The 26,551-nt window shown below is 73.0% G+C and carries 22 protein-coding genes and 1 pseudogene; 8 read left to right on the top strand and 15 right to left on the bottom strand.

Going from position 1 to position 26,551, the window contains the following annotated elements; all coding sequences use genetic code 11:
• Positions 1 to 1,453 (top strand): outer membrane protein assembly factor BamB family protein (locus tag FGF04_RS40815; RefSeq protein ID WP_235882119.1); only part of this gene is annotated, 1,453 nt, incomplete at its 5' end.
• A 115-nt stretch (positions 1,454 to 1,568) separates the two neighbouring features.
• Positions 1,569 to 3,341, top strand: coding sequence for a leucine-rich repeat domain-containing protein (locus tag FGF04_RS00930; protein WP_149509238.1), 1,773 nt, complete (start codon positions 1,569 to 1,571; stop codon positions 3,339 to 3,341).
• Between the two features lie 1,290 nt (positions 3,342 to 4,631).
• Here FGF04_RS00930 and FGF04_RS00920 read toward each other — a convergent pair.
• The 4 genes from FGF04_RS00920 to FGF04_RS00915 form a co-directional block, all read right to left on the bottom strand.
• A complete protein-coding gene (locus FGF04_RS00920) occupies positions 4,632 to 6,203 on the bottom strand; it encodes an asparagine synthase-related protein (RefSeq protein WP_328596268.1) in 1,572 nt (523 codons plus the stop codon).
• Positions 6,204 to 6,273: 70 nt separating this feature from the next.
• Entirely contained in the window at positions 6,274 to 6,402 is a 129-nt protein-coding gene (locus FGF04_RS41600; protein WP_268893758.1) for a hypothetical protein, read from the bottom strand.
• Positions 6,403 to 6,445: 43 nt separating this feature from the next.
• A complete protein-coding gene (locus FGF04_RS39860; protein WP_188113910.1) occupies positions 6,446 to 6,985 on the bottom strand; it encodes a GNAT family N-acetyltransferase in 540 nt (179 codons plus the stop codon).
• A 151-nt stretch (positions 6,986 to 7,136) separates the two neighbouring features.
• Entirely contained in the window at positions 7,137 to 7,361 is a 225-nt protein-coding gene (locus FGF04_RS00915) for a hypothetical protein (RefSeq protein WP_235882118.1), read from the bottom strand.
• A gap of 95 nt (positions 7,362 to 7,456) precedes the next feature.
• On the opposite strand from FGF04_RS00915, the gene FGF04_RS00910 reads away from it, so the two are divergent.
• Positions 7,457 to 8,788, top strand: a complete 1,332-nt coding sequence (locus FGF04_RS00910) for a helix-turn-helix transcriptional regulator (RefSeq protein WP_235882117.1) — start codon at positions 7,457 to 7,459, stop codon at positions 8,786 to 8,788.
• Positions 8,789 to 8,845: 57 nt separating this feature from the next.
• On the opposite strand, the pseudogene FGF04_RS00905 reads toward FGF04_RS00910, so the two are convergent.
• Positions 8,846 to 8,974 (bottom strand): annotated as a pseudogene (locus tag FGF04_RS00905) (SAM-dependent methyltransferase); the annotation flags it as partial.
• Positions 8,975 to 9,194: 220 nt separating this feature from the next.
• Here FGF04_RS00905 and FGF04_RS00900 point away from each other — a divergent pair.
• On the top strand, positions 9,195 to 10,001 hold the full coding sequence (locus tag FGF04_RS00900; RefSeq protein WP_149509236.1) for a DUF6879 family protein: 807 nt from the start codon (positions 9,195 to 9,197) through the stop codon (positions 9,999 to 10,001).
• A gap of 193 nt (positions 10,002 to 10,194) precedes the next feature.
• On the opposite strand, the gene FGF04_RS40805 is transcribed toward FGF04_RS00900, so the two are convergent.
• The 4 genes from FGF04_RS40805 to FGF04_RS00880 all read right to left on the bottom strand — a co-directional run bounded on the left by FGF04_RS40805 (position 10,195) and on the right by FGF04_RS00880 (position 13,430).
• Positions 10,195 to 10,704 (bottom strand): hypothetical protein, encoded by a 510-nt coding sequence (locus FGF04_RS40805; RefSeq protein WP_235882116.1) that lies wholly within the window; start codon positions 10,702 to 10,704, stop codon positions 10,195 to 10,197.
• 306 nt (positions 10,705 to 11,010) lie between these two features.
• Positions 11,011 to 11,781: an enoyl-CoA hydratase/isomerase family protein gene (locus tag FGF04_RS00890; protein WP_149509235.1), complete on the bottom strand. Its 771-nt coding sequence runs from the start codon at positions 11,779 to 11,781 to the stop codon at positions 11,011 to 11,013.
• Entirely contained in the window at positions 11,778 to 12,212 is a 435-nt protein-coding gene (locus FGF04_RS00885; RefSeq protein WP_149509234.1) for a Zn-ribbon domain-containing OB-fold protein, read from the bottom strand. The genes FGF04_RS00890 and FGF04_RS00885 overlap by 4 nt, the downstream gene beginning before the upstream one ends.
• Before the next feature lie 33 nt (positions 12,213 to 12,245).
• Positions 12,246 to 13,430, bottom strand: a complete 1,185-nt coding sequence (locus tag FGF04_RS00880) for a lipid-transfer protein (protein WP_149509233.1) — start codon at positions 13,428 to 13,430, stop codon at positions 12,246 to 12,248.
• Between the two features lie 92 nt (positions 13,431 to 13,522).
• Between FGF04_RS00880 and FGF04_RS00875 the strand changes: the two genes are divergently transcribed.
• Positions 13,523 to 15,205 (top strand): FadD3 family acyl-CoA ligase, encoded by a 1,683-nt coding sequence (locus tag FGF04_RS00875; RefSeq protein ID WP_188113909.1) that lies wholly within the window; start codon positions 13,523 to 13,525, stop codon positions 15,203 to 15,205.
• A 55-nt stretch (positions 15,206 to 15,260) separates the two neighbouring features.
• Here the strand turns inward: FGF04_RS00875 and FGF04_RS00870 are convergent, their stop codons facing one another.
• Genes FGF04_RS00870 through FGF04_RS00860 form a run of 3 tightly spaced genes read right to left on the bottom strand, consistent with a single transcriptional unit; the run spans position 15,261 to position 18,971 of the window.
• Positions 15,261 to 17,864 carry an FtsX-like permease family protein gene (locus FGF04_RS00870; protein ID WP_149509231.1) on the bottom strand — a complete coding sequence of 868 codons (2,604 nt, stop codon included), beginning with the start codon at positions 17,862 to 17,864 and terminating at the stop codon, positions 15,261 to 15,263.
• A 4-nt stretch (positions 17,865 to 17,868) separates the two neighbouring features.
• Positions 17,869 to 18,627, bottom strand: a complete 759-nt coding sequence (locus tag FGF04_RS00865; RefSeq protein WP_149509230.1) for an ABC transporter ATP-binding protein — start codon at positions 18,625 to 18,627, stop codon at positions 17,869 to 17,871.
• On the bottom strand, positions 18,624 to 18,971 hold the full coding sequence (locus tag FGF04_RS00860; RefSeq protein ID WP_149509229.1) for a hypothetical protein: 348 nt from the start codon (positions 18,969 to 18,971) through the stop codon (positions 18,624 to 18,626). The genes FGF04_RS00865 and FGF04_RS00860 overlap by 4 nt, the downstream gene beginning before the upstream one ends.
• 226 nt (positions 18,972 to 19,197) lie before the next feature.
• Here FGF04_RS00860 and FGF04_RS00855 point away from each other — a divergent pair, with 226 nt between their 5' ends.
• The 3 genes from FGF04_RS00855 to FGF04_RS00845 all read left to right on the top strand — a co-directional run bounded on the left by FGF04_RS00855 (position 19,198) and on the right by FGF04_RS00845 (position 22,564).
• Positions 19,198 to 20,508 (top strand): sensor histidine kinase, encoded by a 1,311-nt coding sequence (locus FGF04_RS00855; RefSeq protein ID WP_149509228.1) that lies wholly within the window; start codon positions 19,198 to 19,200, stop codon positions 20,506 to 20,508.
• Entirely contained in the window at positions 20,496 to 21,155 is a 660-nt protein-coding gene (locus FGF04_RS00850) for a response regulator (protein ID WP_149509227.1), read from the top strand. The genes FGF04_RS00855 and FGF04_RS00850 overlap by 13 nt, the downstream gene beginning before the upstream one ends.
• Before the next feature lie 218 nt (positions 21,156 to 21,373).
• Positions 21,374 to 22,564, top strand: a complete 1,191-nt coding sequence (locus FGF04_RS00845) for a serine hydrolase domain-containing protein (RefSeq protein ID WP_149509226.1) — start codon at positions 21,374 to 21,376, stop codon at positions 22,562 to 22,564.
• A gap of 6 nt (positions 22,565 to 22,570) precedes the next feature.
• Here FGF04_RS00845 and FGF04_RS39855 read toward each other — a convergent pair whose 3' ends face one another.
• The 3 genes from FGF04_RS39855 to FGF04_RS00835 form a co-directional block, all read right to left on the bottom strand.
• Positions 22,571 to 22,723: a hypothetical protein gene (locus FGF04_RS39855; RefSeq protein ID WP_188113908.1), complete on the bottom strand. Its 153-nt coding sequence runs from the start codon at positions 22,721 to 22,723 to the stop codon at positions 22,571 to 22,573.
• Positions 22,724 to 22,903: 180 nt separating this feature from the next.
• Positions 22,904 to 23,161, bottom strand: coding sequence for a hypothetical protein (locus tag FGF04_RS00840; RefSeq protein WP_235882115.1), 258 nt, complete (start codon positions 23,159 to 23,161; stop codon positions 22,904 to 22,906).
• A 215-nt stretch (positions 23,162 to 23,376) separates the two neighbouring features.
• Positions 23,377 to 26,346 carry an AfsR/SARP family transcriptional regulator gene (locus tag FGF04_RS00835; protein WP_149509225.1) on the bottom strand — a complete coding sequence of 990 codons (2,970 nt, stop codon included), beginning with the start codon at positions 26,344 to 26,346 and terminating at the stop codon, positions 23,377 to 23,379.
• Positions 26,347 to 26,551 lie beyond the last annotated feature (205 nt).

The raw sequence follows: 26,551 nt of genomic DNA, 5'->3' as shown, positions 1-26,551 counted from the left end.
CGGCGGTGGCGGCGGGGCACCCGTGGTGCCGCCCCCGCCGCCCCACGACCCGCCCGTGCCGCCCAGGCCGGCCGTCCCGGTCGGCGCGGGCACCGGCCGGCACGGCGGCGCCCCCGACGCCGGGCCCGTACGCCTGGCCGGCGCCCAGGTGCCGATCGGGCCCGGGCCGCGCGTCGCCGACGCCCGCGCCGCCGCCGTGCAGGCGCCGCCCCCCGAGGCCGGGCTCGCCGCCTCCTGGTCCCGGCCGCGGCCCGGCGTGAACGGCGACCCGGTGGCGGCCGGACCCGTTCCGGTGCCGGCGCAGCCGCCCGGGGCGGACGGCGCCTCGACCTGGCGGCCGTGGCGCTTCCGCATGTCGAACGACGTGTGGGGGACGCCCTCCGTCGCCGGCGACCTGGTCTACGTCACCTCCTTCGAGGTGCACGCGCTGGACGTGGCCACCGGCCGGCGCCGCTTCAAGACGCGCGACGTCGCCTGGTCGATGGCGGTCGCCGACGGCCGCGTGCACGCCTCCGACGGGCCGACCCTCTTCGCCCTGGACGCGCGCACGGGCACCGACCTGTGGCGGCTGCCGACCGACGCGTGGGTGTACGCGCTCAAGGCCGACCGCGGCACGGTCGTCACCGGCACCCGCGGCGGCGGCGTACAGGCCTGGGAGGCCGCCAACGGGCAGAAGCTGTGGGAGATCACCGGCGCCCAGACCGACTTCGAGTCGCCCGAGGCGGGCCCGGCCGTCCACGACGGCACGGTCTACGTCTGGAAGGACGCCCGGCTGCGCGCCCTGGAGGCCCGTACCGGCGAGGAACGCTGGTCGTACCCCATCGGCGACGCGGCCTCCTGCGGCGGTGTGCCGGTGCGGATCACCCACGCCGACGACGGGTACGTGTACGTGTCGGCCGGCACGCGCGTCCTCGCCATCGACATCGCGGGCGGGCACGTGCGCTGGCACTTCGAGGCGCCCGCCGTCTTCCTCAGCCCGCCGGCCTTCGTGCCCGGCCCCGCCGTCACGGGCGGCGGGGTGTACCTCGCCGACTACCTCGGCACGGTGTACGCCCTCGACGCCACCGACGGCCGCGACCGCTGGCGCATCGCGACCGAGGCCCGTTCGTCCATCGACCCGGTGCTCGTCTCGGGCGGCCACGTCCACGTGGGCAGCGGCAAGGGCCTCTACACGCTGGACGCGGTCACCGGTACGCCGAAGTGGCGCTTCCAGGCGGGCGGCGACCTGGTGGGGGCGCCGGTGGTCGCGGAGGGCCGCATCCACTTCGGCTCGACGGACCACCTGCTGTACACGCTGAAGGCGGACGACGGCCGCCTGCGCTGGAAGCTCGCCACCGGCGGCGAGATCACCGGCTCCCCGGTGGTCAAGGACGGGGTGGTGTACGCGTGCAGCAAGGACCGCTGCGTGTACGCGCTGGACGCGGAGAAGGGGACGGGAACGGCGCGCTCCTGACGGGCCCCGCCCGGCTTTTCAGGGACGCGGGGAACTGCGCGACCGGCCACGACGGACCCGCAGGTGACCGGGGCCGGCGGACGGATGTCGGAACCCTTCCCTACACTCACGACCCATGCCGTCCACGTCGCCCATGAACCCGACCGACACCGGTGAGGCGCAGGACGCCCGCGCAGCGGAGGCGCGCGTCCGTGAGCTGGTCGCCGTCCCCGACGGCGGGGAGGCGCTGGGCCGGGCGGCCGAACTGGCCGCGGCGGCGCGGCTGTCGCACCGGGACCTGCTGGACCTGTGGCCGACCGCCGCCGACCCGGACGCGTACTGCGCCACGGTGCTGGCCCCGGCGCTGGTGCGCGAGGGCGTGAGCCGGCTCAGCCTGTACGGGGTGACGTCGCTGCGGGGCCTGCGCCACCTGACGATGCTCCGCGAGCTGACGGTCTTCCGCTGCAAGGAGCTCACCGACATCACCGAACTGGCCGCGCTGACCGGCCTCGTCGAGCTCGACCTCGACGGCTGCGCGGGCATCCACGACCTCACCCCGCTCAGCGGCCTGACCTCGCTGACCAGCCTCACCCTGCACCGCTGCCGCGCCGTCGAGGACACCCGCCCGCTGCTCACCCTGCGCAGGCTCCAGCACCTGGACCTGAGCATGACCCGGGTGCGCGGCGCCGCCGGATTCGGCGCGGCCTTCCCGGACCTGCGCACGCTCAGCCTCCAGGGCTGCCGCTCCTTCAAGGACGCGCACCACCTCTCCGGGCTGGCCGGACTCACCGATCTGAACATCGGCTGGACCGGCATCCGCGACCTGGACGGGCTGTCCGGCGTGGATGCCGTCACCTCGCTCGACCTCACCAGCTGCAAGCGCCTGACCAGCCTCAAGGGCATCGACGCGCTGCCGCGCCTGACCGAGTTGCGGCTGGAGAAGTGCACCCGCCTCACGAGCGTCGACGGCCTGGGCACGCACCCGGACCTGGACACCGTGCGCGTACTGGAGTGCCCCGAGCTGAGGGACCTGCGCGGTCTGACCCCGCTCTCCGGCCTGCGATACCTGAACCTGGACACCTGCGAGCAACTGGCCTCCCTGGCGGGCCTGGAGGCACTGGCCTCGCTGGCCATCCTGCACATCGAGGCGTGCCCCCGGGTGACCGACCTCTCCCCGCTCGACGGACTGCCGGACCTGCGCCTGCTCTACCTGACGGAACTCGAAGGCCTCCGCGACCTGACCTCGCTGGGCACGCTGCCCGCTCTGGAGAACCTGTCGCTCTGGAAGTGCCGTACGCTGCACGGCCTCCACGGCCCCGACGGACGGCTGCCGCGCCTGGAGGAACTGCGCGTCCAGGACTGCCCGTCCCTGGCCGCGCTGGACCACGTCGGCGAACTGCCCGTCCTGAAGAAGGCCGAGGTCAGCGACTGCGCGGTGCTCGCTGACGTGAGCGGCCTTGCCGGTTCCCCCGTACGGGAGCTGGAGCTGGCGGACCTGCCGGTGCTGACGGATCTCGCAGCCGTCGCGGAACTGCCGCGCCTGCGCACCCTGAGGATCTACCGCTGCCCCGGCGTGCGGACGGTGCCCGCCGAGGGGTGCGAGCGCGTCCTGCTGCTCGACGTCCCGTGGAGGGACCTCTCCGGCCTGCGGGCAGGACCCGAGCTGCGCGCGATCGAGCTGTTCTCGGACGAGCTGGAGGACATCAGCGCGCTGACACAACTGCCGAACCTCGCCGACGTGGACATCGACTTCTGCAGAACCCTCAAGGACTGGACTCCCCTGCTGGACATCCCGTCCCTCGAACGCTTCAAACCACCGCGCTACCAGGTGTACGACATAGAAAGCACGGGAGACACGGACCCGACCCTGGAGGCCCTGGCCGCCCGAGGGATCACCCGATACGAGTGAGCGCCGCGCCGGGACCGCGACGCTGTGCGTAGCCGCCCACTCGCCCGGTCGATGGGCGGCTCAGGCGGCCGTTCGGAGCTGATCTGCCCGGCAGTCCGCGCACCGGGCCCTGGGGTCGTGCGAGCGGAAGCCGCGGTCGCAGCCGTCGCAGTTCGTCATGGGCGCCGGGCGTTCGGCGGGTGGCCCGGCTGTACGCACCGGCAGCGGAGGCGGCAGCAGGGCCCCGAGGCGGTGTTCCAGGAAGCGGCCCGGGTGGCGCGGCCGTGGCCGAGCGGGCGAACCAGTCCTCGACCGCCGGGACCAGCCGCCGTACGTCCCGTTCGGACAGCAGGAGCCGCGGGTCGACGAGCCGGAGCCCGGCCAGCAGGCCGGCTGCGGGGCCGTCAGGCGCAGAGCCGTCGGCCGCAGGTCCTGAGTCAGGGACCGTCGCCGCACGTGGGGAGCTCTTCCTTTCGGGRGGGAGCAGTGGGGCGGCGGTGCCGGTCTGCGGCAAGTTCACCGGGCGGAGAGGCGGCTCGGAGCACGGCATGTGCGCCGGGGCGGGGGAGCCGCCGGGGCCGCGGACCCCACCGGAACTGCCGTACCCACCGGACTCACGGACCCCGCCGGGCCCCTCGTAGAACACTGTCCGGGTGGCGATGCGCCCGCCCCCGAGCGGCACCCTCTGCCGCACGAGGTACCCCTCCCGCTCCAGCTCCCGCAACGCCCTGCCGACCGTCACCTCACCCTCCGGGAAGCGCAGCGTCAGCGCCTTGACCGTGACGGGGGCGCCGTCGGGCAGGGACTGGATGTAGAGCCCGAAGCCGATCGCGGCGGCCGACAGGCGCGGATGCTGGGCGAGGTGGTTGCCGACGACCGTGTACCGCTCGGTGTGGCGGTGCCGTACGTGCAGGACCCCGGCGCGCGGCGCGTCCGGGGGGAGCGCGGGAGACACGGGTGGCGTGGGCGGCTCGGGCAACTGGTGCGCGGGCAGGGCGGCATTAGACTGGGGATCAGCCATAAGGGAGGGCAGCTCTTCCTGAGTGGTCAGGTCCTCGTCGAGAGTGGAGTCTCGCCGGGGACCGACTTTGTTTGTGGATGTTTGCGGCGACCGTACCCCACCCACCAGGCCGCCTGACGCCGTCGTCACCCGAACGAGTGGCACCGCAACTGGGGCCCCTACGGAGGGGTTTGGTGGGGTCGGTTCTTTCCCTCAGGGATTTAAAAGGCGTCGCGCGCCACCGGTACGCAGAATCCCGTGTCCCGGTGGCGCCGACAGCTGGAGGCGCGGGGAGACGTGACGTACCTGGTTCACGGTGTGAGCGCCCTGGGTACGGCGAGGGATCGGAGGACGGCTTCCATGGCCAGCGGCCGGTACAACTCACTGGCCCCGCACCCAGTAGTGGCCACGGTTGCGCATTCCGTGCTCAGCGCGACGGAATCCAGCAGACCTTGCCGAACGAGAATCGATTCGGGCAGCCATTGAGACAGCAGCGGCAAGCCGTTCCGAAGCATGGCCGCCTCGCAGGTGGCTGCGAAGTTCTCCGGCAGCGGCGGGTCGACGACCTCAGGGGAGCACCCGGCCCGTTCCAAACGAAGACGCATCAGTCTCTTCCTGCGCCGCCATGTCAGAGGAAGGGATTCACCGAGCCGCAACACGAGCGGGGTGGCCAGAGGGCTGATGGGCCACAGACCGTGACGCATGGCGGTCGCGCTGTGGACAGCGAGGGCGATGAGGGTGGAGGCGTGGAGCACGGACGCGGGTGCCAGGCCGTTCTCGATGTGACGCAAGGTGTCCCGGGCGCGGAGTCCGAGATGGCCGGGCACGGGATGCACGTTCCAGGGGTCGCCGGTGAGGACTCGTTCCTCCGGTCGTTGGAAGCACAGCTCGTCACCGCCGACTCCCGTGAACACCCACCGGGCACCGGCAGAACTCAGCCGGCTGTACAACTCGTTCATGGCTTCGGAGTAGGTGCCGTCGAGGGGGCTCGTGGGTCGGCCGCGGGCACGGGACCCGGCGGGGTGGAAAGGCCCGAACTCGGATACAGGGACGGTCAGGTCGGGACCGAGGCCCATGCGTGTGCGGATCTCGCGACGCCGACGGCATTGTTGATCTCCGCTGTCTCCGTCGAGCGTGAGCGCCGCGGTACGGACCGGTCCGACGGTCTCGGCAAGGGCGAGTGCGGTCATGGCACTGTCCATTCCGCCGGACAGTTCCACCGCGCAACCGTCGACGGACAGCGGACGGGCTGTGATCTCGCGTCGTAGCAAGTCGCTGAACGCGGCCACGGGATCGGCATCGGCATGCAGGGTCCGGGGGCGGGAATGCAGCGCCGGAACCGGATGGTCGACGCGTAGACCGGAGGTGTGGTCCCACGAGGCGGTCGAGCGTTCGGTGAGCTGGCGGATGGTGCGGAAAACCGTCGCTGTGCTGTAGCGGGTGCGGTAGGCGAGCATGGCGGCCACTTCGCGGGAGTCCAGATCATCGGCTTCGGGGGTGAGGTCGAGCATGTCCCACGAGACGGTCAACTTCCCGTTGGCGGGGCGGAGGTAGAGGGGTGCGACGCCGCGTTCCCCGCACGTGATCCGTACCGCATGCCCGGCAGCCATCTCCACTCGCACCGCGTGCAGTGGCCAGGCACCGGCTTCTTCGATCTGTCGTCGGTAGCCAGGACTGCTCATCACCCGGCGGACTGTCGTCACCGGCTCTCGACCCGTGGCGGCCTCACGGACGATCAGGCACGACTGCCTGGAGTCGGGCGTGATGACCATGACGTGCTCGATCGCGGAGTGCTTGAAGGGTTCGATCCAGGAGCGGCCGGAGATCCACCGGTGCCCGTCCCACTGCCAGCCGCCTGCGTCGATGGGTCCCGTCAATTGCATTTTGATCACCGCATGCTCCTGGTCCGGCAGCGGGCCAGGAGCTGTGGTCCCGGCCCGTCGCCGAGGACTGTCAGATGTCGTCGGTCTCGGTCTGCGTGTCCGAGCTGCCCTGCTTCTTGGTGTAGAGCAGGTCCAGGCCCGGAACCTCGCGGATCTCCTGATCGGCGAACAGCTCCTCGAACGGGGTCTTCTGCTGCATGGCGAACACCTTTCTCGTAGGGAGGAAATGCGTGGTGCGGCCGTCACTCCGTCGGAGTGACGGAGTCTGCGATCAGCGTCTTCAGCTCGGGCAGGGCCTCTGCCCGGCGAGCCATGAGGTAGACGGTGCGGCTCTTGCGCCGAGGCGTGTGGATCAACTTCCAGCCCTGTACGTCGCGGTAGTAGGTCATGAGCCGTTCCACGAAGGTCCCGCGGCGCACCCACTCGACGCCTTCGTGGGCAGCCCGGTCCAGGGCCCACCACGCCATCAGACGGCCGGGCCGGTCCTGTCGGCGGGCGGGATGGGTGAACGATGTCGCCAGGAAGTACGCGCTGTGTGTCAGTTCCTCGGGGGTCCAGCCCCATTCCGGTGTCGTGGTGAACACAGTGGTGCAGCCGATGACCTGACGGCCGTCGACGAGTACCCGTACAGGAAAGTTCGGGTCGGCTGCCTGGGCCGCGACGGTGTTCACGTCGTCATCGTTCCGAGGCCAGTCGGGGACACCGCGATTCCGCATCCAGGCCATGCGGGCCCGGACCATCACGGCAATCGCTTCCTGATCGTCGGCGGTGGCCGGACGCATCTCGTACACGGTGATCCTCCTGGTGTTCACGACTCGTGCGTTTTCTCGACAGACGGTCCGCCGGCACGGCTCGGGCACCGCCGTGGTGCCGCTGTCTCCTGCGGACGCGGCCGAGCCGGGGACTCCTGGCGACCTGGGTCGTCGCAGGCTCCTATCGCGCGGACTCTCGTCGGGCGATGGCCTGCTCCAGCTGAATGGAGTAGAGCTCCACCTCGCCAGGGGTGAGGATCAGGATCGTCTCCTCCGTCCCGCCATCGGGATGGTGCAGGACGATCGGTAGGGCAGCTTGCTGGGCACGATGGTCATAGGTCACATCGCGCTTGACGGGTGTCGCGTGGGTGATCAACGGTCGGATGGCCTTTCTGCTGTCCTGCACGGGAGCGTGATGTCCAGTCAACTGCCGGACGGGTGGACGAAGGAGGGGCCAGGCTGTGGGCCAGGTGTAGGCCCGTGTGGTCCAGGGAGGTACAGGTGCCGGAGAACACGAGCATCGGGGATGTGATCCGGCAAGCGCGCGAAGCGAGGGGCTGGGGGTCGGCCAAGCTCGCCCGCGAGCTCGGCATCGCTGAGGGCCGAGGCCCGACGCAGCTGGAGCGACAAGCGGTCTACCGGTGGGAGACCGGGAGGCGGAGGCCCGGCTATTGGCTGCCGTACATCGTCCAGGTCCTGGAACTGGACCTGTGCGCCGTTCCCGGGCCGGCTGTCCCCGAACAGGAGCGGATGCCCACGGATACCGTGGAGTCAGTCCTTGTCCTTGGAAGGAATGACGTGGATCGCCGGAAGTTCCTGGCCGCATCCAGCGGTTATGCCCTCAGCGCTCTCGCACTGCCCGATCTGGAAAGTGTCGTGCGTCGTACCAGGACGGCTTCGTCCGGAGCCGTGCGCGTCGGCGCGGGTGAAGTGAGCGCCGTCCGACAGATGGTCAAAGCGCTCGGTGACTCCGCAGCCGAGCTCGGTGGCGGCCACGCCCGCCATCTCGCGGTCCGCTACCTGACACAGGACGTCGCTCCCTGGCTGAACGGGAGGTTCACCGAGTCCACGGGCCGTGAACTGTTTGCCGCTTCATCCCAACTGGTGCACTTGGCAGGGTGGATGGCCCAGGACGAGGGCCACGGCACGGAGCATCAGGGACGAGCTCAGCAGTACTACGCGCACGCCTACCGGCTCGCGGCCGAAGCGGGAGATCCGGAACTGTCCGCGACCGCCCTGCGCGGTCTCGCGGTCCAGGCCGTCGACCTCGGGTATCGCGCCGAGGCCGTACAGCTCGGCGAGGCATGTGTCCGCCACGGCCGCCACTTGGAGAACCCGCGGGCTGTCGCCTACTACGAGGCCACCCTCGCCAACGCGGCAGCGCAGGACAACGACCGGCGCACCGCCACCCGACATCTCGTGCTCTCCGAGGCCGCCATCTGCCGTTCCCCCGACGTGTCCGGCGAATCCTGGGCCGCCCACTATTCACCCGGTCGATGGGCTCACGAATCCGGCATGATCCTTTCTCGCCTCGGCGACCTCGACGCGGCTGAGGAACACCTCCATCTCGCCTTGGACATTCACGGACTGGACCGTAGACGCACCCGCGCCATCGTCCTCGCCGACCTCGGCGGCGTGCGTCTTCGGCAGGACGACCTGGATGGCGCCCTGTCCTCATGGAACGAATTCGTCGAATGCGCTGAGGGCATCCGCTCGGTGAAGGTCCGCAATGCCGTGGACGACATGCGGCTGCGGTTGAACCGATTTCAGGGCACAGTCGCAACCGAGGAACTGCGGCGCAAGGCGGATCAACTCATGACCTGGCATTCGTAGGCCACAGAATCCCGTGTCCCGGTGGCGAGCTGGGCACATACCGGGTCATGAGGCGAGTCAGGGAGCGACCGCGCGGACGAGGAGCGTCCCGATGTGCCCGAGGTGCGGTGCGTCGAGGATCCGTGCGTCGGCCGTGGCGAAACCGGCCCGGCTGAGCAGGCGTTCCCACACAGTTGGACGGTAGCTCGGGCCCGAGGTCTCTTGCGGACCCGGCACGTCAGGCCGCTGGGGCCATGGCAGCGACTGTAGGAAGCGGCAGTCGTCCGGGGCGAGGGAAGTTCCCCGAAGTTGCTCGACGAGGAACGGAAGTTCCTCAAGGTTCCCGACGTCACCTTGTTGAGCTGGGCGGATCGGGCGCCGGGCCGGGGATGCTCTCCGTACCGGCCCTGGACGAGAGGAACCGCTCATGGCGCGACGACTGCGCTTCAACGGCACCGGATCGGGCGACGACGGATGCCCGTCGGTACACGAAGACCTCGACTCCGGAGAGGTCATCCTGCACGGTCCGCCGCTCACGGATTCCGAGGACGTCGCCCGACTGCGGCACCTGAGCGAGGGCGAGGTGCCGATCGTCGTACCGAGGGAACTGCTCATGGACTGGGTGCCCAAAGGGCCGGAACAGCGGAAAGCGAGGTTCGTTCACCTGGATGGTCTGAGCCGGCTGTTCACACGGTTCGAGCACACGGCCTGGCGGCTGGAGACGCGCCGGCGTTACGCCTCCGACGAAGCCACGGAGACTTACGCCCGGTTCATCCGCGGTGAGTCCGTCGACTGGGACGACACGGACTCGCCATGGTGTGCCAATCGTCTCGTGCAGACCGGACTCGGCAAGCGGATCGAGCGTGTCCGCGTCGTGGACGACCCGCCCACGGCGGGGCAGCTGTACCTGTTGGGCAATGCACGGCGCAACACTGCCGTCGGCGAGAGGATCATGAATCTCCGACGTGCGGACGCCGACCACCTGAGCCTGCCCACTGAAGACTTCTGGATCTTCGACTCGCGGATGGTCGCCTTGCTCCACTTCGACGACGCCGACAACCTGGTGGACGTCGAACTGATCACAGAGCCCGCCGAAGTGGTCCGGTACTCCCAGGTGCGGGACGCGGCCGTGCATCATGCCGTTCCGTACGAGCACTTCGTGGCCGGCCTGGCAGCGGGGAAACAGGAGAAGCAGGTGTGTATCGGTGAGTACGGACTACCAGAAGGCACGTGAGGCCCTCGGCACCGCGGTCCTCGACGACACCTGCGACAACCTCATCCAGATCGCCGAGTACAAGTGAACCGACGGGGGTGACGGTCCCCGGCGCACGGGCCCCGACGGTACGGCAGGTCCCACGGTGTGGTCGTACGAAGGCCCGGCCACGTGCGGGAGCGGCCGGGCCGGGTGCGTCGTCAGGCGGGCGCTGTCAGCCCCAGCCGCCGAGGAGCCCGGAGTTCGCCTGCGCGTGGCAGATGTTGTATCCGCCCGCCGCGTGCGCCTTCTCCGTGTGCCCGTCGACCGTGACCGAGCAGTTGATGTCCCCGGAGCCCTGCAGCTGCGCCATCACGTTGAAGTACATGGCGTCGTCGTCGAGCGGCAGTGTGGCTTCGAACGTGCCGTTCTTGAAGCTGCCCTTGCGGGTGTCGGAGTCGGAGCCGTAGGTGATGTCCAGCGGGCCGAGGGTGCCGGCGGGGGCGGTGCCCCACACCTTGAAGACGACCTTCGTGGTGTCGTCCTTCTTCGGCTCGGCGGCCTTGGGCTTGTCGTCCTTCTTGGCCTCGTCGGCCTTCGGCTCGTCGTCGGTCTTCGCCTCGGAGGCTTCGTCCTTCTCCGCCTTGTCCGCGGTGTCGTCGCCCTTGGCCACGGTGTCGGAACTGACCGTGTCGCCCTTGCTGTCGTCGTCGGAGCCGCCCCCCCGCGGCCGCGCCGATGACACCGATGACGACGAACAGCGCGAAGACACCGGCACATCCGAGGCCGACGATCTTGCCGGTGCTGTTCTTCTTCGGCGGCGGAGGCGGAGCCCCCCACCCGGGCTGCTGCGCGCCCCATTGTGGCTGCTGCTGAGGCTGTTGCGGCTGCTGTCCCCAGTTCGGCTGCTGCGGGTGCTGCTGGTTCATCTCGCCCCCCAATGGCGTTTTGCGCAAGAGGTGAGAATGTATCCGATGTGTGGGCCGTGTGAGGACACTGGTGCGAATCTGTGACATATATGAACCGTCAACCACCTGTCGCGGCCGTGCCCCTACCGGATCCGGAACCCCGCGCGGCGGGCGCCGAACAGCTTCGTCTGTTCCGGCGTCGGCAGGTTGCCCAGCGAGATCAGGTGCGGGGCCTGAGACAGAGCTGCCGAGCGGGTGGCTTCCTGGGCCGACCAGAGGGCTCGGACCGTGCCCTCGACGGCCGTCGGCGGGTAGGACGCGATGACCGTCGCGCAGCGGACCGCCGCCTGCACCGATCCGCCCGGCGGCGTCMCCTCCGACACCAGCCCCACCTCGTACGCCCGCCGTGCGGAGACCCGTTCCGCCGTGCCCATCAGGGCCAGGCGGGCCACCTCGCCGAACGGTGTCCGCTGTGCCAGGTACACCGACTCGTAGGCGCTGACCATGCCGTACGTCGTGTGCGGGTCGAAGAACGTGGCCGTCTCGTCCGCGATCACGAAGTCCGCCTCGCCCAAAAGGTAGAAGGCTCCGCCGCACGCCATGCCGTTGACCGCCGCGATCACCGGCTTCCACAGGCCCGCCGCCTTCGGGCCGACCGCGGCGAGCGGATCGTCCAGCATGTAGGGGGAGTCGGGCTGCGGTACCTCGGCGTCCCGGTCCAGGCCCGTCGAGAAGGCCCGCTCGCCCGCGCCCGTCAGGACGATCGCCCGTACGGAGTCGTCGTGTCGGAAGTCCGACCAGACGGCCGTCAGTCGGGACGCTGTGGGCAGGTCGATCGCGTTCAGGCGGTCCGGGCGGTCCAGCGTGACCACCGCCACGCCCGTGTCCTTGTCGGTGGTGATCCGCAGGGTCATGGCCGCTCCAGGACCCACCGGGGGAGTCGGACGCCGTCCGCGCCGCTCGTGAAGACCACCTGGACCCGCGCGCCGATCCGGATCTGTTCCGGCGGGACCGAGTTCAGCGGTGCGTCCGGGGCGGCGACCAGGTTGCCGACGAGGCGGATCCGCGGTGCCTCCGCCAGCTCCACGACGATCACGTTGTACGGGGCCTGCGCCGCGTAGTCCGGCAGCAGCGGGGGGTGCGGGACCACGTACGACCAGATGCGGCCCCGGCCGCTCGTCGCGCGCCACTCGCTGTCGAAGGAGTGGCAGTGCGGGCAGCAGGGCCGGGGCGGGAAGCGCGGTTCGCCGCAGCCGGCCCCGGCGCAGGCCTGGACGCGCAGTTCGCCCCGGGCGGCGTACTCCCAGAAGGGAGCGCCGTCGTCGTCCACGACGGGAGCGAGCATGGGGGATCCTCCTCGACTGCCGGACCGCTGACGTCAGTTGCGCAGGAGCAGGGCCGACGTCGGGACGCCCTCGCCCGCCGTGACCAGGCAGGTCGCGGCGCCCGGCACCTGCGCGGTGCTGGTCCCCCGCAGCTGCCGCACGCCCTCGGTGATCAGGTTGAAGCCGTGCACGTACGCCTCGGAGAGCCCCCCGCCGCTCGTGTTCAGCGGCAGCCGGCCGCCGATCTCCAGGGCGCCCCCCTCGGTGAAGGCGCCGCCCTCGCCCCGCCCGCAGAAGCCGTACCCCTCCAGGGAGAGCGGGACGAGGGACGTGAACGCGTCGTAGATCTGGGCGACGTCCACGTCCTGCGGGGTGAGGTCGGCGTGCTTCCACAGGTGGCGGGCCGCCGTCCAGGCGGGGCCGGTGAGCGGGTCGTCGTTCCAGTAGTTGACCATCCCGTGGTGCTGGGCTGGCAGCCCCTGGGCGGCCGCGTGGACGTACACGGGCCGGTGCCGGCAGTCGCGGGCCCGCTCGGCGGAGACGACGACGCAGGCCAGCGCCCCGTCCGTCTCCAGGCAGTTGTCGAAGAGGCAGAGCGGCTCGCTGATCCAGCGGGAGTTCATGTACATGTCCCGGGTCAGCGGGCGTTCGTACATGACCGCCGCGGGGTTCTGGTTGGCCCGGTTGCGGCAGGCGAGCGCGACGTTGAAGAGGTGGTCGCGGGTCGCCCCGTACTCGTGCAGGTAGCGGCGGGTCAGCATGGCTATCTCGTCGGCCGGGCGCAGGAGGCCGAAGGGGCGCGTCCACTGGGCCGGGGTGGGGAGCTGGACGGCGGTGTTCCGCCACGGTCTCGGCCCGCTGCCGCGCTTGCGGGAGCGCCAGGCGACCCCGACCGTCGCCTGCCCGGTGGCCACCGCGCCCGCCAGGTGCGCGACGGTGGCGCACGAACCGCCGCCCCCGAAGCCGACCTTGGAGAAGAAGGTCAGGTCGCCGAAGCCGACCGCCTTGGCGACCTCCACCTCGTCGGTCTCCTCCATCGTGTAGGAGGCGAGCGCGTCGACCTCGGCCGGGGAGATCCCGGCGTCGTCCAGGGCCGCCAGGACCGCCCGGCACGCCAGCGCCTTCTCGCTCCCGGGGAGGTGCTTGGCGAAGGCGGTCCGCCCGATCCCGACGACGGCGGTGGCGTCCTTGAGCGCCGCCCCCGACCCCGATCCCGCTGCCCTCGCAGTGCCTGCCATGGGCACGCCTCCGCCCCGGTCCGCGAATGCTGACAGTGCGTCAGGCTACCGCTAATCTGACGGACAGTCAGCTAGTGGTGGGGAGGCCCGCTGTGCGCGGTGACTTGGAGTGGGGCACGGTCCCGGGACTCGTCCGGGCGGCGGCCGGGCGGTACGCGGACGTGGAGGCGGTCGTCGAGGGCCGCACCCGGATCACCTACGCGGAGCTGGGCGACCGGGTGGAACGCGCGGCGGCGGCCTGCCTGGCGAACGGCGTGGAGCCCGGCGACCGCGTGGGCGTCTGGGCGCCCAACACCCTCGACTGGATCGTGTGCTCGCTCGGCGCGGTGTCGGCGGGCGCGGTCCTGGTCCCGCTGAACACGCGCTTCAAGGGCGCGGAGGCGGCGTACGTGCTGGCCAGGAGCCGTACGAAGCTGCTGTTCGTGACGGGCACCTTCCTCGGCACCTCGTACGTGGCCGCACTGCGGCGCGCCTGCGCGGAGGGGCCGGCCGGCGAGCGCCCCCTGCCGGGGCTGCCGCACCTGGAGCAGGTGGTGGTCCTCTCCGACGACGCCCCCGACGTCGCCCCGGCCGGCCCCCGTACCCGGGAGGCCGGCCCCAGTACCCGGGAGGCCGGCCGGACCCGCGGCGCGTGGAAGGCCTGGGCGACCTGGAAGGAGTTCCTGGCGAGCGGGGACGGGACGGAGCCGGAACAGGTGCGGGCGGGCATCGCGGCCCTCGACCCCGCCGCCCCCTGCGACATCGTCTTCACCTCGGGCACCACGGGCCGGCCCAAGGGCGCGGTGATCACCCACGCGCAGACCCTGCGGGCGTACGACGTGTGGTGCGACCTGGCCGGACTGCGCGAGGGCGACCGCTACCTCGTCGTGAACCCCTTCTTCCACACCTTCGGCTACAAGGCGGGCGTCCTGGCCTGTCTGATGCGGGGCGCGACGATCGTCCCGCAGCCCGTGTTCGACGTCGGCACGGCGCTGGCCAACATCGCCGCGGAGCGCATCTCGGTGCTGCCGGGGCCGCCCACCCTCCACCAGTCCCTCCTGGACCACCCGCACCGCGACGCGTACGACCTCTCGGCCCTGCGCCTGGTCGTCACCGGCGCCGCGGTGGTGCCGCTGCGCCTGGTGGAACGGCTGCGGCGGGAGCTGGGTGTGGACACGGTCCTCACCGCCTACGGCCTCTCCGAGGCGAGCGGGATCGTCTCCATGTGCCGCCGCAGCGACGCGCCGGGGGTCATCGCGGCAACGTCGGGGCGGGCGATCCCCGGCACCGAGGTGAAGGTGGTGGACCCCGCGGGCGCGGCGCTCGCCCCGGGCACCCCGGGCGAGGTCCTGGTCCGCGGCTTCAACGTCATGCGCGGCTACTACGAGGACGCCCCGGCCACCGCGGAGGCCCTCACCCCGGACGGCTGGCTCCGCACGGGCGACATCGGCGTCCTGGACGAGGCGGGCAACCTGCGGATCACCGACCGCATCAAGGACATGTTCGTCGTCGGCGGCTTCAACGCGTACCCGGCGGAGATAGAGCAGCTGCTCGGCCTGCACCCGGACGTCGCGGACGTGGCGGTGGTCGGCGTCCCGGACGCGCGGCTCGGCGAGGTCGGCCGGGCGTACGTCGTGCGCCGCCCGGACGCGCCCCTCACCGGCGACGACCTGATCGCCTGGGCGCGCCGCGAGATGGCCAACTACAAGGTGCCGCGGACGGTCGAGTTCGTCGGCGCCCTGCCGCGCAACGCGAGCGGGAAGGTCCTCAAGGGCGAGCTGCGCGGGCGGGGTTGAGGGAGGTGTGGGCCGGGAGGTACCTCCCGGCCCACACCCCCGCCCCGGCCTGCCCCTACTCGCGGGCCGACAGCGCGTGGGCCGGGGCCGTGCGCAGGGCCTGCCGGGTGGGGAGCTCCACCGTGGCGAAGGCCGTGCACAGCACGGTCAGTGCGACGGCCGGGAGCAGCCACACCGGGCCGTCCGGCCAGGGCCGGTCCAGGAAACCGAGGCCGAGCAGCGCGAGCGGGACCGCCGACAGCAGCACCCCGGTGCCGAGCGCGGCGGCGCCGATCACCGCGGCCTCGCGCCGCATCATCGCCAGGACCTGGCGCGGGGTCGTGCCGTTGAGCCGCAGCGCGGCGATCTCGTTGCGCCGCTGGGCGGTCGTCGCGACCAGCTTGTTGGCGATGCTCAGCAGCAGGTAGCCGAGGAGCACGACGACGGTCGCCAGGTTGATCCAGACCGTCGCCGGGGCGTCGTCGAGGCTGTCGCCGGTCCCGGTGTCGGTGGGCTCCAGGACCAGCCCGGGGCGGGACCCGGCGAACGCGGCGAGGGCGCGGCCGGCGGCGTCGGTGCCGTCGGTGCGGACGAGGACGCTCTGGTCGAGGCCGGCGGTGGTGTGGCCGGCGGCGAGGTCGTGGGAGAGGACGACCGGGCCGAAGCCCAGGCCGCGGTCGTAGACGGCGACGACCTCCGCGTCGACCGTGGCGCCGTCCCCGAGGACCAGGGTGATCCGGCGGCCGACACCGGCGTCGCGGGAGCGGGCGACGTCGCTGCTGACGGCGACCGTGTCCCCGGTGAGCCGGGCCAGGCTGCCGTCGCGCACGCCGAGGTCCAGGACGCCCGGCGCGGCCGGGGTCAGGATCGTCGCCGCGCTCGACTCGGTCTCCGGCTCGCCGAACATCTCGTACGTCCACACGACCGTCGTGCTGCCCACCGGGGCCGCCGCCCGTACGCCGTCGGTCCTCGCCACGTCGGCCAGGGTGCCGGCCGGCAGCCCGCCGAGGCCGGGCGCGCTCAGCCGCTGCTGGGCCAGGGTGCCGGCGCGGGTGTCCTGCGCGGTGGCGCTCATGACGGTCGTCTGGGCGAAGACGTAGGTGAGCACGAACACCACCGCCATCGCGAGGGCGCTGACGACCCCCGACAGGCGCAGCGCGTACCCGCGGATGTTGGCCACCGCCAGCCAGGTGGGCGCCGAGACCCCGGGCCGCAGCCGCCGGGCGGCCGTGTCGCCGACCGCCTTGACCAGGGCGGGGCCCGCCAGCGCCAGGCCGATCGCGCCGATGATGCCGGCCATCGAGGTGGCCGCCGCGCCGAGGACCGTGCGGTTCAGCAGCGGGACCGCCGAGAGCGTCATGGCGCCGGCGATCAGCAGCAGCCCGGCGCGGGCGCGGACCTTCGACGGGGTACGGGGCTCGCTGCGCGACTCGGCGACCGCCTCGGTGGCCGGCATGCGCGAGGTGCGCCACGCGGCGCCGCGGGCCGACACCTGCACGCCGATGCCGAGGAGCAGGACGGTGGCGAGCGCGGGCAGCGGGCCGTAGGTGAGCGGCAGGCTCTCCGGGATCACCGCGCGGTCGACCAGCATCTCCCGGAACCGCCCGGCCAGCAGGTAGCCGAGGCCGATCCCGGGCGCGGCCGCCACGGCGGCGATGAGCGAGGCCTGACCGGCCGCCAGCCGCCGGATCTGCCGGGGCGTCGCGCCGACGGCCCGCATCAGGGCCAGGTCGCGGCGCTGGCTGCCGATCGACACGGCCAGCGCGCTCGCCATCACGAACCCGATGATCAGCACGACGATCCCGGCGAGCGAACCGGCGAGCAGGATCAGCAGGGAACGGGAGGCGCCCGCGCCGGGGGAGGCGATGTCGCCGCGGTCGGAGCCGGTGGAGACGACGAGGTCGCCGCGGACACCGGCGCCCTTGCCCGCGTCCCCGCCCTTGGCATTGGCGTCCGCGACGATGCCGCGGGCCGCGGCGGCCACCGAGGAGGCGGCGCCCGGCTCGGTGCGCAGGCCGACCAGGTCCACGGTCCCGGCACGCGGCCCGGCCGCGGACCCCGCGTCCGCGCGGCCGGACAGCCGCAGGGCCGTCCGGTCGGCGAAGAGGATGCCGGCGTCCGGGGCGTCGACCACCGCCGTGACGCGGTACGCGGCGGCGGGCCGCCCGGCCGCGACGACCTCGACCCGGTCGCCCGCGCGGACCCCCGCGGCCCGCGCGGTCGCGCCGTCGAGCGCCACGTCGCCGGCGCCGGCCGGCGCGGAACCGTCGACCCCGGCATCCGCGAGCAGCTTCGTCGAGGACCAGCCGTGTCCGGCCGCCTGCGGCTCCGCGGCCGGTACGACCCGGCCGTCGCCGTCCAGCACGGCGGCCGGGAAGCTCACGTCGCCCACCGCGGCCGTGACACCGGGCAGTCCGGCGAGGCGGCCGGCCAGCGCGGCCGGGACCGTGCCCCGCTCCGGGAGCGCGATCGGCAGGTCCCCGGCAGGGTGGAAGCTCTGGTCGGTGGAGACCACGACGTCCGCGCCGGCCAGGCGCCCGGCCGGCAGCTGGGAGCGCAGGCCCGACTCGGCCAGGATCCCGGTGCCGGTGATCAGCGCCGCGCCGCCGAGCACCGCGAACGCCACCGCCAGCAGGGCGGTGATGCGGTGGCCCGCCATACGGACCGCGAGATGCAGCATGGTTCTAGACCTCTCCCAGCTTGACGAGGCGGTCGGCCAGTTCGGGGGCGGTGGGCCGGTCCAGGGTGTCGACCACACAGCCGTCGGCCATCACCAGCGCGCGGTGCGCCTGGGCGGCGGCGGCCGGGTCGTGGGTGACCATCACCACCGTCTGGCGCAGTTCGTCGACGAGTTCGCGCAGCAGGCCCAGCACCTCGTGGGCGCTGCGCAGGTCCAGGGCGCCGGTCGGCTCGTCGGCGAACACCACGGCGGGCTTCGCCACCAGGGCCCGTACGATCGCCGCCCGCTGCTGCTGACCGCCGGAGAGCTCGGCGGGCCGGTGCGCGAGCCGGTCGGCGAGGCCGACCCGCTCCACCAGCGTCCGCAGCCACCGGTGGTCGGGGGCGCGCCCCGCGAGCCGCAGCGGCAGGGTGATGTTGTCGGCGACGCTGAGTGCGGGGACCAGGTTGTAGGACTGGAAGACGAACCCGATGTGCTCGCGGCGCAGTTCGGTGCGGCGGGTCTCGTTCAGGCCCGCGATCTCGCGGTCGCCGATGCGGATGCTCCCCGCGGTGGGGGTGTCGAGTCCGGCGGCGCAGTGCATCAGCGTGCTCTTGCCGGAGCCCGAGGGCCCCATCACGGCGAGGAACGTGCCGTGCGCCACGGTCAGCGACACGTCGTCGAGGGCGCGGACGCCTCCCGCGTACGTCTTGCTGACGCCGGTCAGGGTGATGGCGGGGGCCGCCTGCGCCGGGCGGGCGGTGCCCGCGGGGAAGCCGCTCATCGCCGGCCCCGCAGGTGCCGGACGACGAGCACCGTCGCGCACAGGGCGGTGACCGCGCCGCAGACCAGGTGGACCTGCGTGGAGGCGGCGCCGAAGGAGGCCGCCATGTTGCCGACGGTACTGACGACCAGCAGCAGCCACAGCACCGTCCGCACGACGCCGTCCCTGGTGACGCCGTCCCGGCCGGCGTCCGGCCCCGCGGTGGACGGACCGGCGGTGTACGGGCCGCTCGCGTACGGGTTGTCCGCGTACGGGCCGCTCGGGTACGGGCTGCTCGCGTACGGGCCGTTCGCGTACGGGTTCTCGGCGCCGCCCTCGAAGCGGTAGGGGTCCGTGGTCGTCATGGCTGTCCTCTTCACGGTCTCGGGTGCACGGTCTCGTGGGCTGAGAACCCTGATCGGGTCCCGTCGCCGTGCCACCGAAACTACGGATCGCGACCCCGGCCGGCCGAGCCCGCCAGCAGCCCGGATGGGGGTACAGCAGGCTGTACCTCTACGCTCCTCCTCGACGGCGGTCGGGCTGCTGACCGGCCGCCGCGACCGGGTCGTCGGACGGAGAGGGAGGGTGCGGATGCCGGCCTCCAGCGATGCGGGCGGGCCCGCGGACAGGACCCAGGGGCCGCCCGGGCACGGGCCCGCGGACAGGCCCGGGATCGGGGTCACCGCCGTGCGGACCGCCGGCGCGGCCGGCGCCGCGCTGAGGGAGCTCGTCGGCGGGTTCCGCACGGCGCTGCTGGCGCTCCTCGTCCTGGCCGGGACGGCCGTGACCGCCGTGGCCTCCCTCGCGGGGATCGGGCTGCTCATGGCCCCGGTCACCCTGCGGGCCCTGCACGCGCTGGCCGGACGCGAACGCCGCCGGCTCGCCCGGCACGGCCCCGAGGTCATCGGCCCGGACCCGGCACCGACCCGGCTGCGCCTGGCCCTCGTCGACCCGACCACACGGCGCGAACTGCGCTGGCTGGTCCGGCACGCCTCGCTCGGCCTGCTGCTGGGCCTCGCCGGCGCGCTGCTCCCGGTGCTGGCCGTGCGCGACGTCGCGTTCCCGCTGTACTGGCGCCTGCTCCCGGAGGGCGCGACCAGTACGTCCCTGGGCATCGGGGTCGCGCAGACGTGGACCGACGCGCTGGCCGCCGGCCTGCTGGGGCTCGGCTGGACCGCCATCATCCTGGGCCTCGCCCCCGGCATGGCCCGGCTCCAGGCGCGGCCCGGCCGCACCCTCCTCGCGGCCGGACCCGACACCGACCTGTCCCTGCGCGTCGCGGAACTCACCGCCACCCGGGCGGCCGCCCTGGACGCCCACGCCACCGAACTGCGGCGCATCGAGCGCTCGTTGCACGACGGCACCCAGAACCGGATCGTCACCGTCACCGTGCTGCTGGGCGCCGCGCGCCGTATGGTGGCCCGCGACCCGGCGGGCGCCGAGGAACTCCTGGAGCGCGCCCAGAGCGCCGCCGAGCAGGCCCTGGCCGAGCTGCGCTCGGTGGCCCGGGGCATCCTGCCGCCCGTCCTGGCCGACCGCGGGCTCGCGGGCGCGCTCACCGGGCTCGCCGCGAGCTGCCCGGTGCCCTGCCGGATCGACGTCGAGGCGCCCGGGCGGTGCGCGGCGTCCGTGGAGGCGACCGCCTACTTCGTGGTGGCCGAGACGCTGACGAACATCGCCAAGCACAGCGGGGCGCGGCAGGCGTCCGTCACGGTGCGCAGCCGCGGCGGCTGGCTCCTGCTGGACGTCACCGACGACGGCCGGGGCGGCGCCGACGAAAAAGGCGGCTCCGGGCTCACCGGGATCCGCAACCGGATCGCGGCCCACGACGGCACCCTCGAACTGGCCAGCCCGCCCGGCGGCCCGACGACCCTGAAGGTGGAACTGCCATGCGGATTGTGATCGCCGAGGACGACGCGCTGCTGCGGGAGGGGCTCGCGCTGCTGCTGCGCGCCGAGGGCCTCGACGTGGTGGCCACCGCGGGCACCGCCGACGGCGTCCTCGACGCCATCGACACCCACAAGCCGGACGTCGCCATCCTCGACGTGCGGATGCCGCCGACGCACACCGACGAGGGGATCGTCGCGGCCGTGGAGGCCCGTCGGCGACGGCCCGACCTGGCGGTCCTGGTGCTCTCGGCGTACGTCGAGCAGTCCTTCGCCACCGAGCTGCTGGTGGGCGGGGTCACCGGGCTCGGCTACCTGCTCAAGGAGCGGGTCGGACGGGTGGAGGAGTTCCTGGACGCACTGAACCGGGTGGCGTCCGGCGGGACGGCCATCGACCCGGAGGTCGTCGCGCAGCTCTTCACCCGCACCCGCCAGGACACGCGCCTGGAACGGCTCAGCCCGCGCGAGCGCGACGTGCTCGCGCTGATGGCGGAGGGGCTGGGCAACGGGGCGATCGCGGAACGCCTCGTCGTCACGGAGGGCGCCGTCCACAAGCACATCCGCAGCATCTTCGCCAAGCTCGACCTGTCGCCCGCCGACCAGGTGGACCGGCGGGTCGCGGCGGTGCTGCGCTACCTCGACGACGCGCGCCGCCGCGCCTGACGACTAGGACCTGACGACGCGTCAGCAGGTGTACGTTGCCTCCGTGTTCCCTCCGGTCACGAGGCGCGCGGTACAGCAGGCGCCACCGGCTCCGGGGTGCGGGCACCCCTGCCGAGTGGCCCGCCTGCCCGATCGTCGCGCGCGGCGGCGGTTCCTAGCGTGGTGGTCACACCGCGACGGCGGCACGACCGACACGACACCCGAGGAGCCCGCGACCCATGAAGACCAAGCTCACCTCCCGTGCGCTGGCCACGATGCTGGTGACCGCGCTGGCCGGCGTCGGCCTGACCCTGCCCGCGGCCGGCGCGACCGGATCCGTCGCCGCGCCGGTGCACGGCGGTCCGGCCGGGACCTCGCACGGCAAGAGGCTGCAGGCCGGCGTGGACGCGGTCATGCGGACCGGGACCGTCGCCGTCGTGGCGCGGTCGACGGGCCCGTGGGGCGTCCGGCACGCCTCCGGCGGCGTCGCCGACCGGGAGACGGGGGCGCCGGCGCGGGCCGGTGACGGGTTCCGGATCGCCAGCACCACCAAGACATTCGTCGCCACCGTGATGCTGCAACTGGTGGGCGAGGGCCGCGTGTCGCTGGACGACACCGTGGAGCACTGGCTGCCCGGCGTCGTCTCCGGCCACGGCAACGACGGCGCCGCGATCACCGTACGGCAGCTGCTGCAGCAGACCAGCGGGCTGTTCGACTACGTGTCGGACTTTCCCGGGCTCACGAGCAAGGAGGGGTACCTGGCCGGCCGTCACACGACCTGGACCCCGGAGCAGCTGGTCGCCATCGCGACCCGGCACGCCCCGAACTTCGCGCCCGGCACGGGGTGGAGCTACTCCAACACCAACTACGTCCTGGCCGGGATGATCATCGAGAAGGCCACCGGGAACAGCTGGAACGAGGAGGTCACCGCGCGCGTGATCCGCCCGCTGGGCCTGCGCGGCACCTTCGCCCCGACGACGTACCCCCGGCTGCCGGGGCGCCACCTGCGCGGCTACTCCGACTTCGACGGGGGCGGGCCGGGGATCGACGTCACCGAGCTCAACCCCTGGGCGGGGGGCGCGGCGGGCGGCAGGATCAGCACGACGGCGGACCTGACCCGCTTCTACGAGGCGCTGCTGGGCGGCCGGCTGCTGCGGCCGGCCGAGCTGGCGGCGATGAAGGCGACCGTGCCGGCCCCGGAGCTGGAGCCCGGCTGGGCCGGTGTGCGCTACGGCCTGGGCCTGATGAGCGTCCCGCTGTCCTGCGGGGGCGTCTACTACGGCCACGGCGGCGACATCCCGGGCTACACGACCCGCAACGGCGTCACCGCGGACGGCCGCCGCGCGGTGGTCCTGAACGCGACGGGCGACGGCTCGGCGGACACCCAGCAGGCCGCGAACGACCTGGTCGACGGCGAACTCTGCGCGTAGGGCCGGTCAGGGAGCCTGGCCGGCGGGCGCGGCCTGGCTCACGCCGCCGTACGGCGGCGGCGAGGGCATCGAGTTGTCGGCCGGGGCCGGGCCCGCGGCCGCGGCGCTGACGCCGAGCACCAGGGCGAGCGTGGCGAGGAACTTCTGCGTGCGGGTCATGGCGACTCCTGGAGGAGAGGACGTGCCGGCCGGCGAGGGACGCCGACCCCGTACGGCTACCCACGACCGGCCGGGTCGAATGCCCGTACGGCCGGAGCGTGTCCGGACAGACCTCGGCCGCGGTGGCTCCCCCTCCGCGCCACCGCGGCCGAACCCCCGTCGGGAGGGCGGTCCTGGTTCTTACTTGCCGCCGTCCAGGCCCTGGGCGGGCGGGGACGGCATGCCGTTGTCCATCGCGAGGACGTCGTCGGGCGCGGGCGGAGTGGGCATCCCGTTGTCGAGCTGGGGGCCCGTCGCGTCGTCGGCCGGCGGGGTCGGCATCCCGTTGTCGTTCGGGGTGGCCACCGTCTGGTCCTTCACCGCCGAGTCCTTCACCGGCGGCGCCGGCATCCCGTTGTCCTGGGTGGTGAAGTCGGTGTCCTTCGTGGTGTCGCTCATGGTCCGGGTCCTCCCGTTGTGATGACGAGTGAGAAACGCCCGTCCAGAGACTCCCCCGAGGGCCGCTGGACGGGCGTTCGGAGCCGCACACTAGTCGGTTGGCTCCTGGTCAGACCGTCTGCCCCCCGACGCGACGGTGTGACAGGAATGAGAGTGCCGGGCGGAGATAAACGAATGCTGAACGTCTGCATCCGCCCTGGTGGGAACCCTGTCGCTCACGCCGCCGTGGCGGGTGCGAGCAGGGCGCGGACCTCCTCGGCCTGTGCGGCGCCGCCGTTCGACTCCAGGAGGTTCAGCGCGTCGCGCCAGCAGACCCTGGCCCGGTCCACCTGTCCCAGCATGGTCAGGGCCCGGCCCAGGAGCGTGAGGACGGTGCCCTGCATCCGGTCGCCGCCGATGCAGCCGAGCGCGAGCGCCTGCTCGGCGTGCTGGGCCGCCTGCGCGGGCCGGCGGGCCGCCAGGTGCACCTCGGCCATGCGGAAGTTGGTGGTCCCCTCCCACAGCCGCTGCCGGTGGCTGCCGAAGACGGCCAGGGCGTCGGAGAACTGGCTGAGCGCCTCGGCGTGCCGGCCGGCCCGGGTCAGCGCGATGCCCAGGGTGAAGTGGCCGTTGGCGATGCGCAGGGTCTTGCCGATCTCCAGGTAGGTCGCCAGGGCGCGCTGCGCGATCTCGACGGCCTTGTCGATGTTGCCCATGCCGAGGTGGGCGCGGGAGAGGTTGCAGAGGCTGAGGGCCTCCAGGGGCCGGTTGCCGATCGCCCCGTACCCCTGTATCGCCTGCTCGAAGTACGGCTTGCCGCTCGCGAACTGCTCCTGGTGCAGGCAGGTGAGGCCCCGGTCGTTGGCCGCCCAGCTCATGGCCATGGCGTCCTGCGCGGAGGTCGCGAGGTCCATGGCGAGCTGCGCCTGCTCGGCCGCCTGCTGGATGCGGCCCGAGACCAGCAGGACGTTGGTGAGCGTGGTGCGCGCTCTGCCCTCCGCGCGGGCGTCCCCCGCGGTGCGGGTGGCGTCGCACATCGCGCTGGCCGTCGTCTCGTACTGGTGGGAGTTGGCCCCCGACTCCGTGAGGTCCTTGGCCGCCCACAGCAGGTCGACCGCCCGGGGCAGCAGGTCGGTGCCGGCGGACTGCCGTACGCAGGCCAGCAGCGGCGCGGCCTCGGTGTACAGCCAGTCGAGCGCCGCGCTCCCCTCGGTGAACCGCAGGCCCGGGTACTGGGTCGTCTCCAGGTGGTCCACCAGCCGGTCGCCGGGCCGCTCGATCGCGTACACCCCGGCCGCCGTGGCCAGGTAGAAGTCGAGCAGGCGGGACATGGCGGCGTTCCGCTCGCTCGGCGGCTGCTCGTCGCGCTCGGCGCACGCACGCGCGTAGAGACGGACCAGGTCGTGGTAGCGGTAGCGGCCGGGCGCGGCCGATTCCAGCAGCGAGGTGTCGACGAGCGATTCGAGGATGTCCTCGGTGTCCTCCGGCGAGAGGTCCAGGACGGCGGCGGCCGCCGCGAGCGAGATGTCGGGGCCGTCCGCGAGGCCCAGCAGCCGGAAGGCGCGGGCCTGGGCCGCCTCCAGCTGCCCGTACCCCAGCTCGAAGGTGGCCTTCACGGCCAGGTCGCCGGCCTGGAGCTCGTCCAGCCGGCGCCGCTCGTCGGCGAGCTTGGCCGCCAGCACCGAGACCGTCCAGGTGCGCCGCGCCGCAAGGCGGGACGCGGCAATCCTGATGGCCAGCGGCAGGAAGCCGCAGGCCGCCACCACGTCCAGCGCCGACTGCCGCTCGGCCGCCACCCGTTCGGCGCCCACGATCTTCGTGAAGAGCTGCAGCGCCTCCTCGGGCGACATCACATCGAGGTCCACCAGGTGCGCGCCGGCCAGGTCGACCATCCGCACCCGCGAGGTCACCAGCGCGGCGCAGCCCTCGGTGCCGGGCAGCAGGGGCCGCACCTGCGCCGCGTCGCGGGCGTTGTCGAGGAGCACCAGCACGCGGCGGCCGTCCAGCACCGAGCGGTACAGCGCCGCCCGCTCCTCCAGGGTGTCCGGGATGGCGGAGTCCGCGGTGCCCAGGGCGCGCAGGAACGCGCCGAGGACGGCCTGCGGTTCGGCGGCCCGTGCGCCCGCGCCCTGCAGGTCCACGTACAGCTGCCCGTCCGGGAAGACGGTGCGCGAGCGGTGCGCGACGTGCACGGCGAGCGTCGTCTTGCCGACGCCGCCGATGCCGGCGAGCGCGGACACCGCCATCACCCGGCCCTCGGCGGTCGCGAGCACGTCGCTCAGCTCGGAGACGAAGGAGGCCCGGCCGGTGAAGTCCGGGACCGTCGCCGGGAGCTGGGCGGGGCGCACCGGGGCGGCGGCGGCCTCCGGCGGCACCAGCGGGGCGGAGGGCTCCGCGAGCCCGGGGTCGGCCTGGAGGATGCGCTGCTGCAGTTCCTGGAGGTCGGGGCGCGGGTCCACGCCGAGCTCGTCGGCGAGCAGGCGCCGGGTGTCGGCGTACACGGCCAGCGCCTCGGCCTGGCGGCCCGAGCGGTACAGCGCCAGCATCAGCAGCTCGCGCAGCCGCTCCCGCAGCGGCTGGGCCGCGGTGAGCGCGGTGAGCTCCGAGACGGCCTCCGCGTGGCAGCCCTGTTCGAGGTCCATGTCCAGGCGGGTCTCGGTGAGCTGGAGCTTCCACTCCTCCAGGCGGGTGCGCTGCGTCTCCGCGTACGGGCCCGGGACGTTCGCCAGCACCTCGCCGTCCCACAGGTTCAGCGCCTTGTTGAGCAGGGCGCGCGCGTGGCACAGGTCGCCGGTGGCCTTCGCCTTCTCCGCGTCCGCCGCCAGCTCCTGGACGAGGGCCACGTCCAGGCTCCCGCCGGGGCCCGACGGCCCCGACGCGTCGGAGAGGCGGATCGCGTACCCGCCCGACTCGCTGACCAGGACGCCGGGGGAGAGGATCTTGCGCAGCCGCGAGGCGTACGTCCGCACCGCGGCCAGGGCCTGCGACGGCGGATCGTCGCCCCACAGCGCGTCGATCAGCTCACCCGCCGTGGCCGTGCGCCCCTCGCGCAGCAGCAGGGCGGCCAGCAGGGCGCGCTGCTGGGGGGACCCCATGGGCAGCGCCTCCGCGCCGCGCCAGGCGCGCACCGGGCCGAGCACACTGAAGCGCAGGGCCGCCGATTCCTCGCGACTCCACTGCTCCGGTACCCGCGGTACACCGTCCATCGCTGTCCCCCTGCCGAACCGTCATGACAACCAGGCCAGTTTGCCTTGTTCATGGCGGATGCGTCAGCCGTGGGAGACACCGATCACAGGCCGCCATGAGAGTTTCGCGCAAGCCCTCACAGGGCCCACACCCCGTCCTCGCAACCACCGGGTGCGGTCCCGGCATTCCGGCAACCGCTTCCAGGCAGCTGACGGACCGTCAGAT

It is taken from the genome of Streptomyces apricus (assembly GCF_008369065.1).
In the GTDB taxonomy this organism is placed as follows: domain Bacteria; phylum Actinomycetota; class Actinomycetes; order Streptomycetales; family Streptomycetaceae; genus Streptomyces; species Streptomyces apricus.
The sequence above is the reverse complement of the archived record's forward strand: the minus strand, read 5'-3'. Positions and strand labels throughout refer to the sequence as shown.

What these genes read in the sequence shown, in the direction of transcription:
- FGF04_RS00930 (WP_149509238.1), top strand. Translation starts at nt 1,569, where the DNA reads ATGCCGTCCACGTCGCCCATGAACCCGACCGACACCGGTGAGGCGCAG.
- FGF04_RS00920 (WP_328596268.1), bottom strand. Translation starts at nt 6,203, where the DNA reads ATGCAATTGACGGGACCCATCGACGCAGGCGGCTGGCAGTGGGACGGG.
- FGF04_RS41600 (WP_268893758.1), bottom strand. Translation starts at nt 6,402, where the DNA reads ATGCAGCAGAAGACCCCGTTCGAGGAGCTGTTCGCCGATCAGGAGATC.
- FGF04_RS39860 (WP_188113910.1), bottom strand. Translation starts at nt 6,985, where the DNA reads ATGCGTCCGGCCACCGCCGACGATCAGGAAGCGATTGCCGTGATGGTC.
- FGF04_RS00900 (WP_149509236.1), top strand. Translation starts at nt 9,195, where the DNA reads ATGGCGCGACGACTGCGCTTCAACGGCACCGGATCGGGCGACGACGGA.
- FGF04_RS00885 (WP_149509234.1), bottom strand. Translation starts at nt 12,212, where the DNA reads ATGCTCGCTCCCGTCGTGGACGACGACGGCGCTCCCTTCTGGGAGTAC.
- FGF04_RS00880 (WP_149509233.1), bottom strand. Translation starts at nt 13,430, where the DNA reads ATGGCAGGCACTGCGAGGGCAGCGGGATCGGGGTCGGGGGCGGCGCTC.
- FGF04_RS00870 (WP_149509231.1), bottom strand. Translation starts at nt 17,864, where the DNA reads ATGCTGCATCTCGCGGTCCGTATGGCGGGCCACCGCATCACCGCCCTG.
- FGF04_RS00865 (WP_149509230.1), bottom strand. Translation starts at nt 18,627, where the DNA reads ATGAGCGGCTTCCCCGCGGGCACCGCCCGCCCGGCGCAGGCGGCCCCC.
- FGF04_RS00860 (WP_149509229.1), bottom strand. Translation starts at nt 18,971, where the DNA reads ATGACGACCACGGACCCCTACCGCTTCGAGGGCGGCGCCGAGAACCCG.
- FGF04_RS00855 (WP_149509228.1), top strand. Translation starts at nt 19,198, where the DNA reads ATGCCGGCCTCCAGCGATGCGGGCGGGCCCGCGGACAGGACCCAGGGG.
- FGF04_RS00850 (WP_149509227.1), top strand. Translation starts at nt 20,496, where the DNA reads ATGCGGATTGTGATCGCCGAGGACGACGCGCTGCTGCGGGAGGGGCTC.
- FGF04_RS00845 (WP_149509226.1), top strand. Translation starts at nt 21,374, where the DNA reads ATGAAGACCAAGCTCACCTCCCGTGCGCTGGCCACGATGCTGGTGACC.
- FGF04_RS39855 (WP_188113908.1), bottom strand. Translation starts at nt 22,723, where the DNA reads ATGACCCGCACGCAGAAGTTCCTCGCCACGCTCGCCCTGGTGCTCGGC.
- FGF04_RS00840 (WP_235882115.1), bottom strand. Translation starts at nt 23,161, where the DNA reads ATGAGCGACACCACGAAGGACACCGACTTCACCACCCAGGACAACGGG.
- FGF04_RS00835 (WP_149509225.1), bottom strand. Translation starts at nt 26,346, where the DNA reads ATGGACGGTGTACCGCGGGTACCGGAGCAGTGGAGTCGCGAGGAATCG.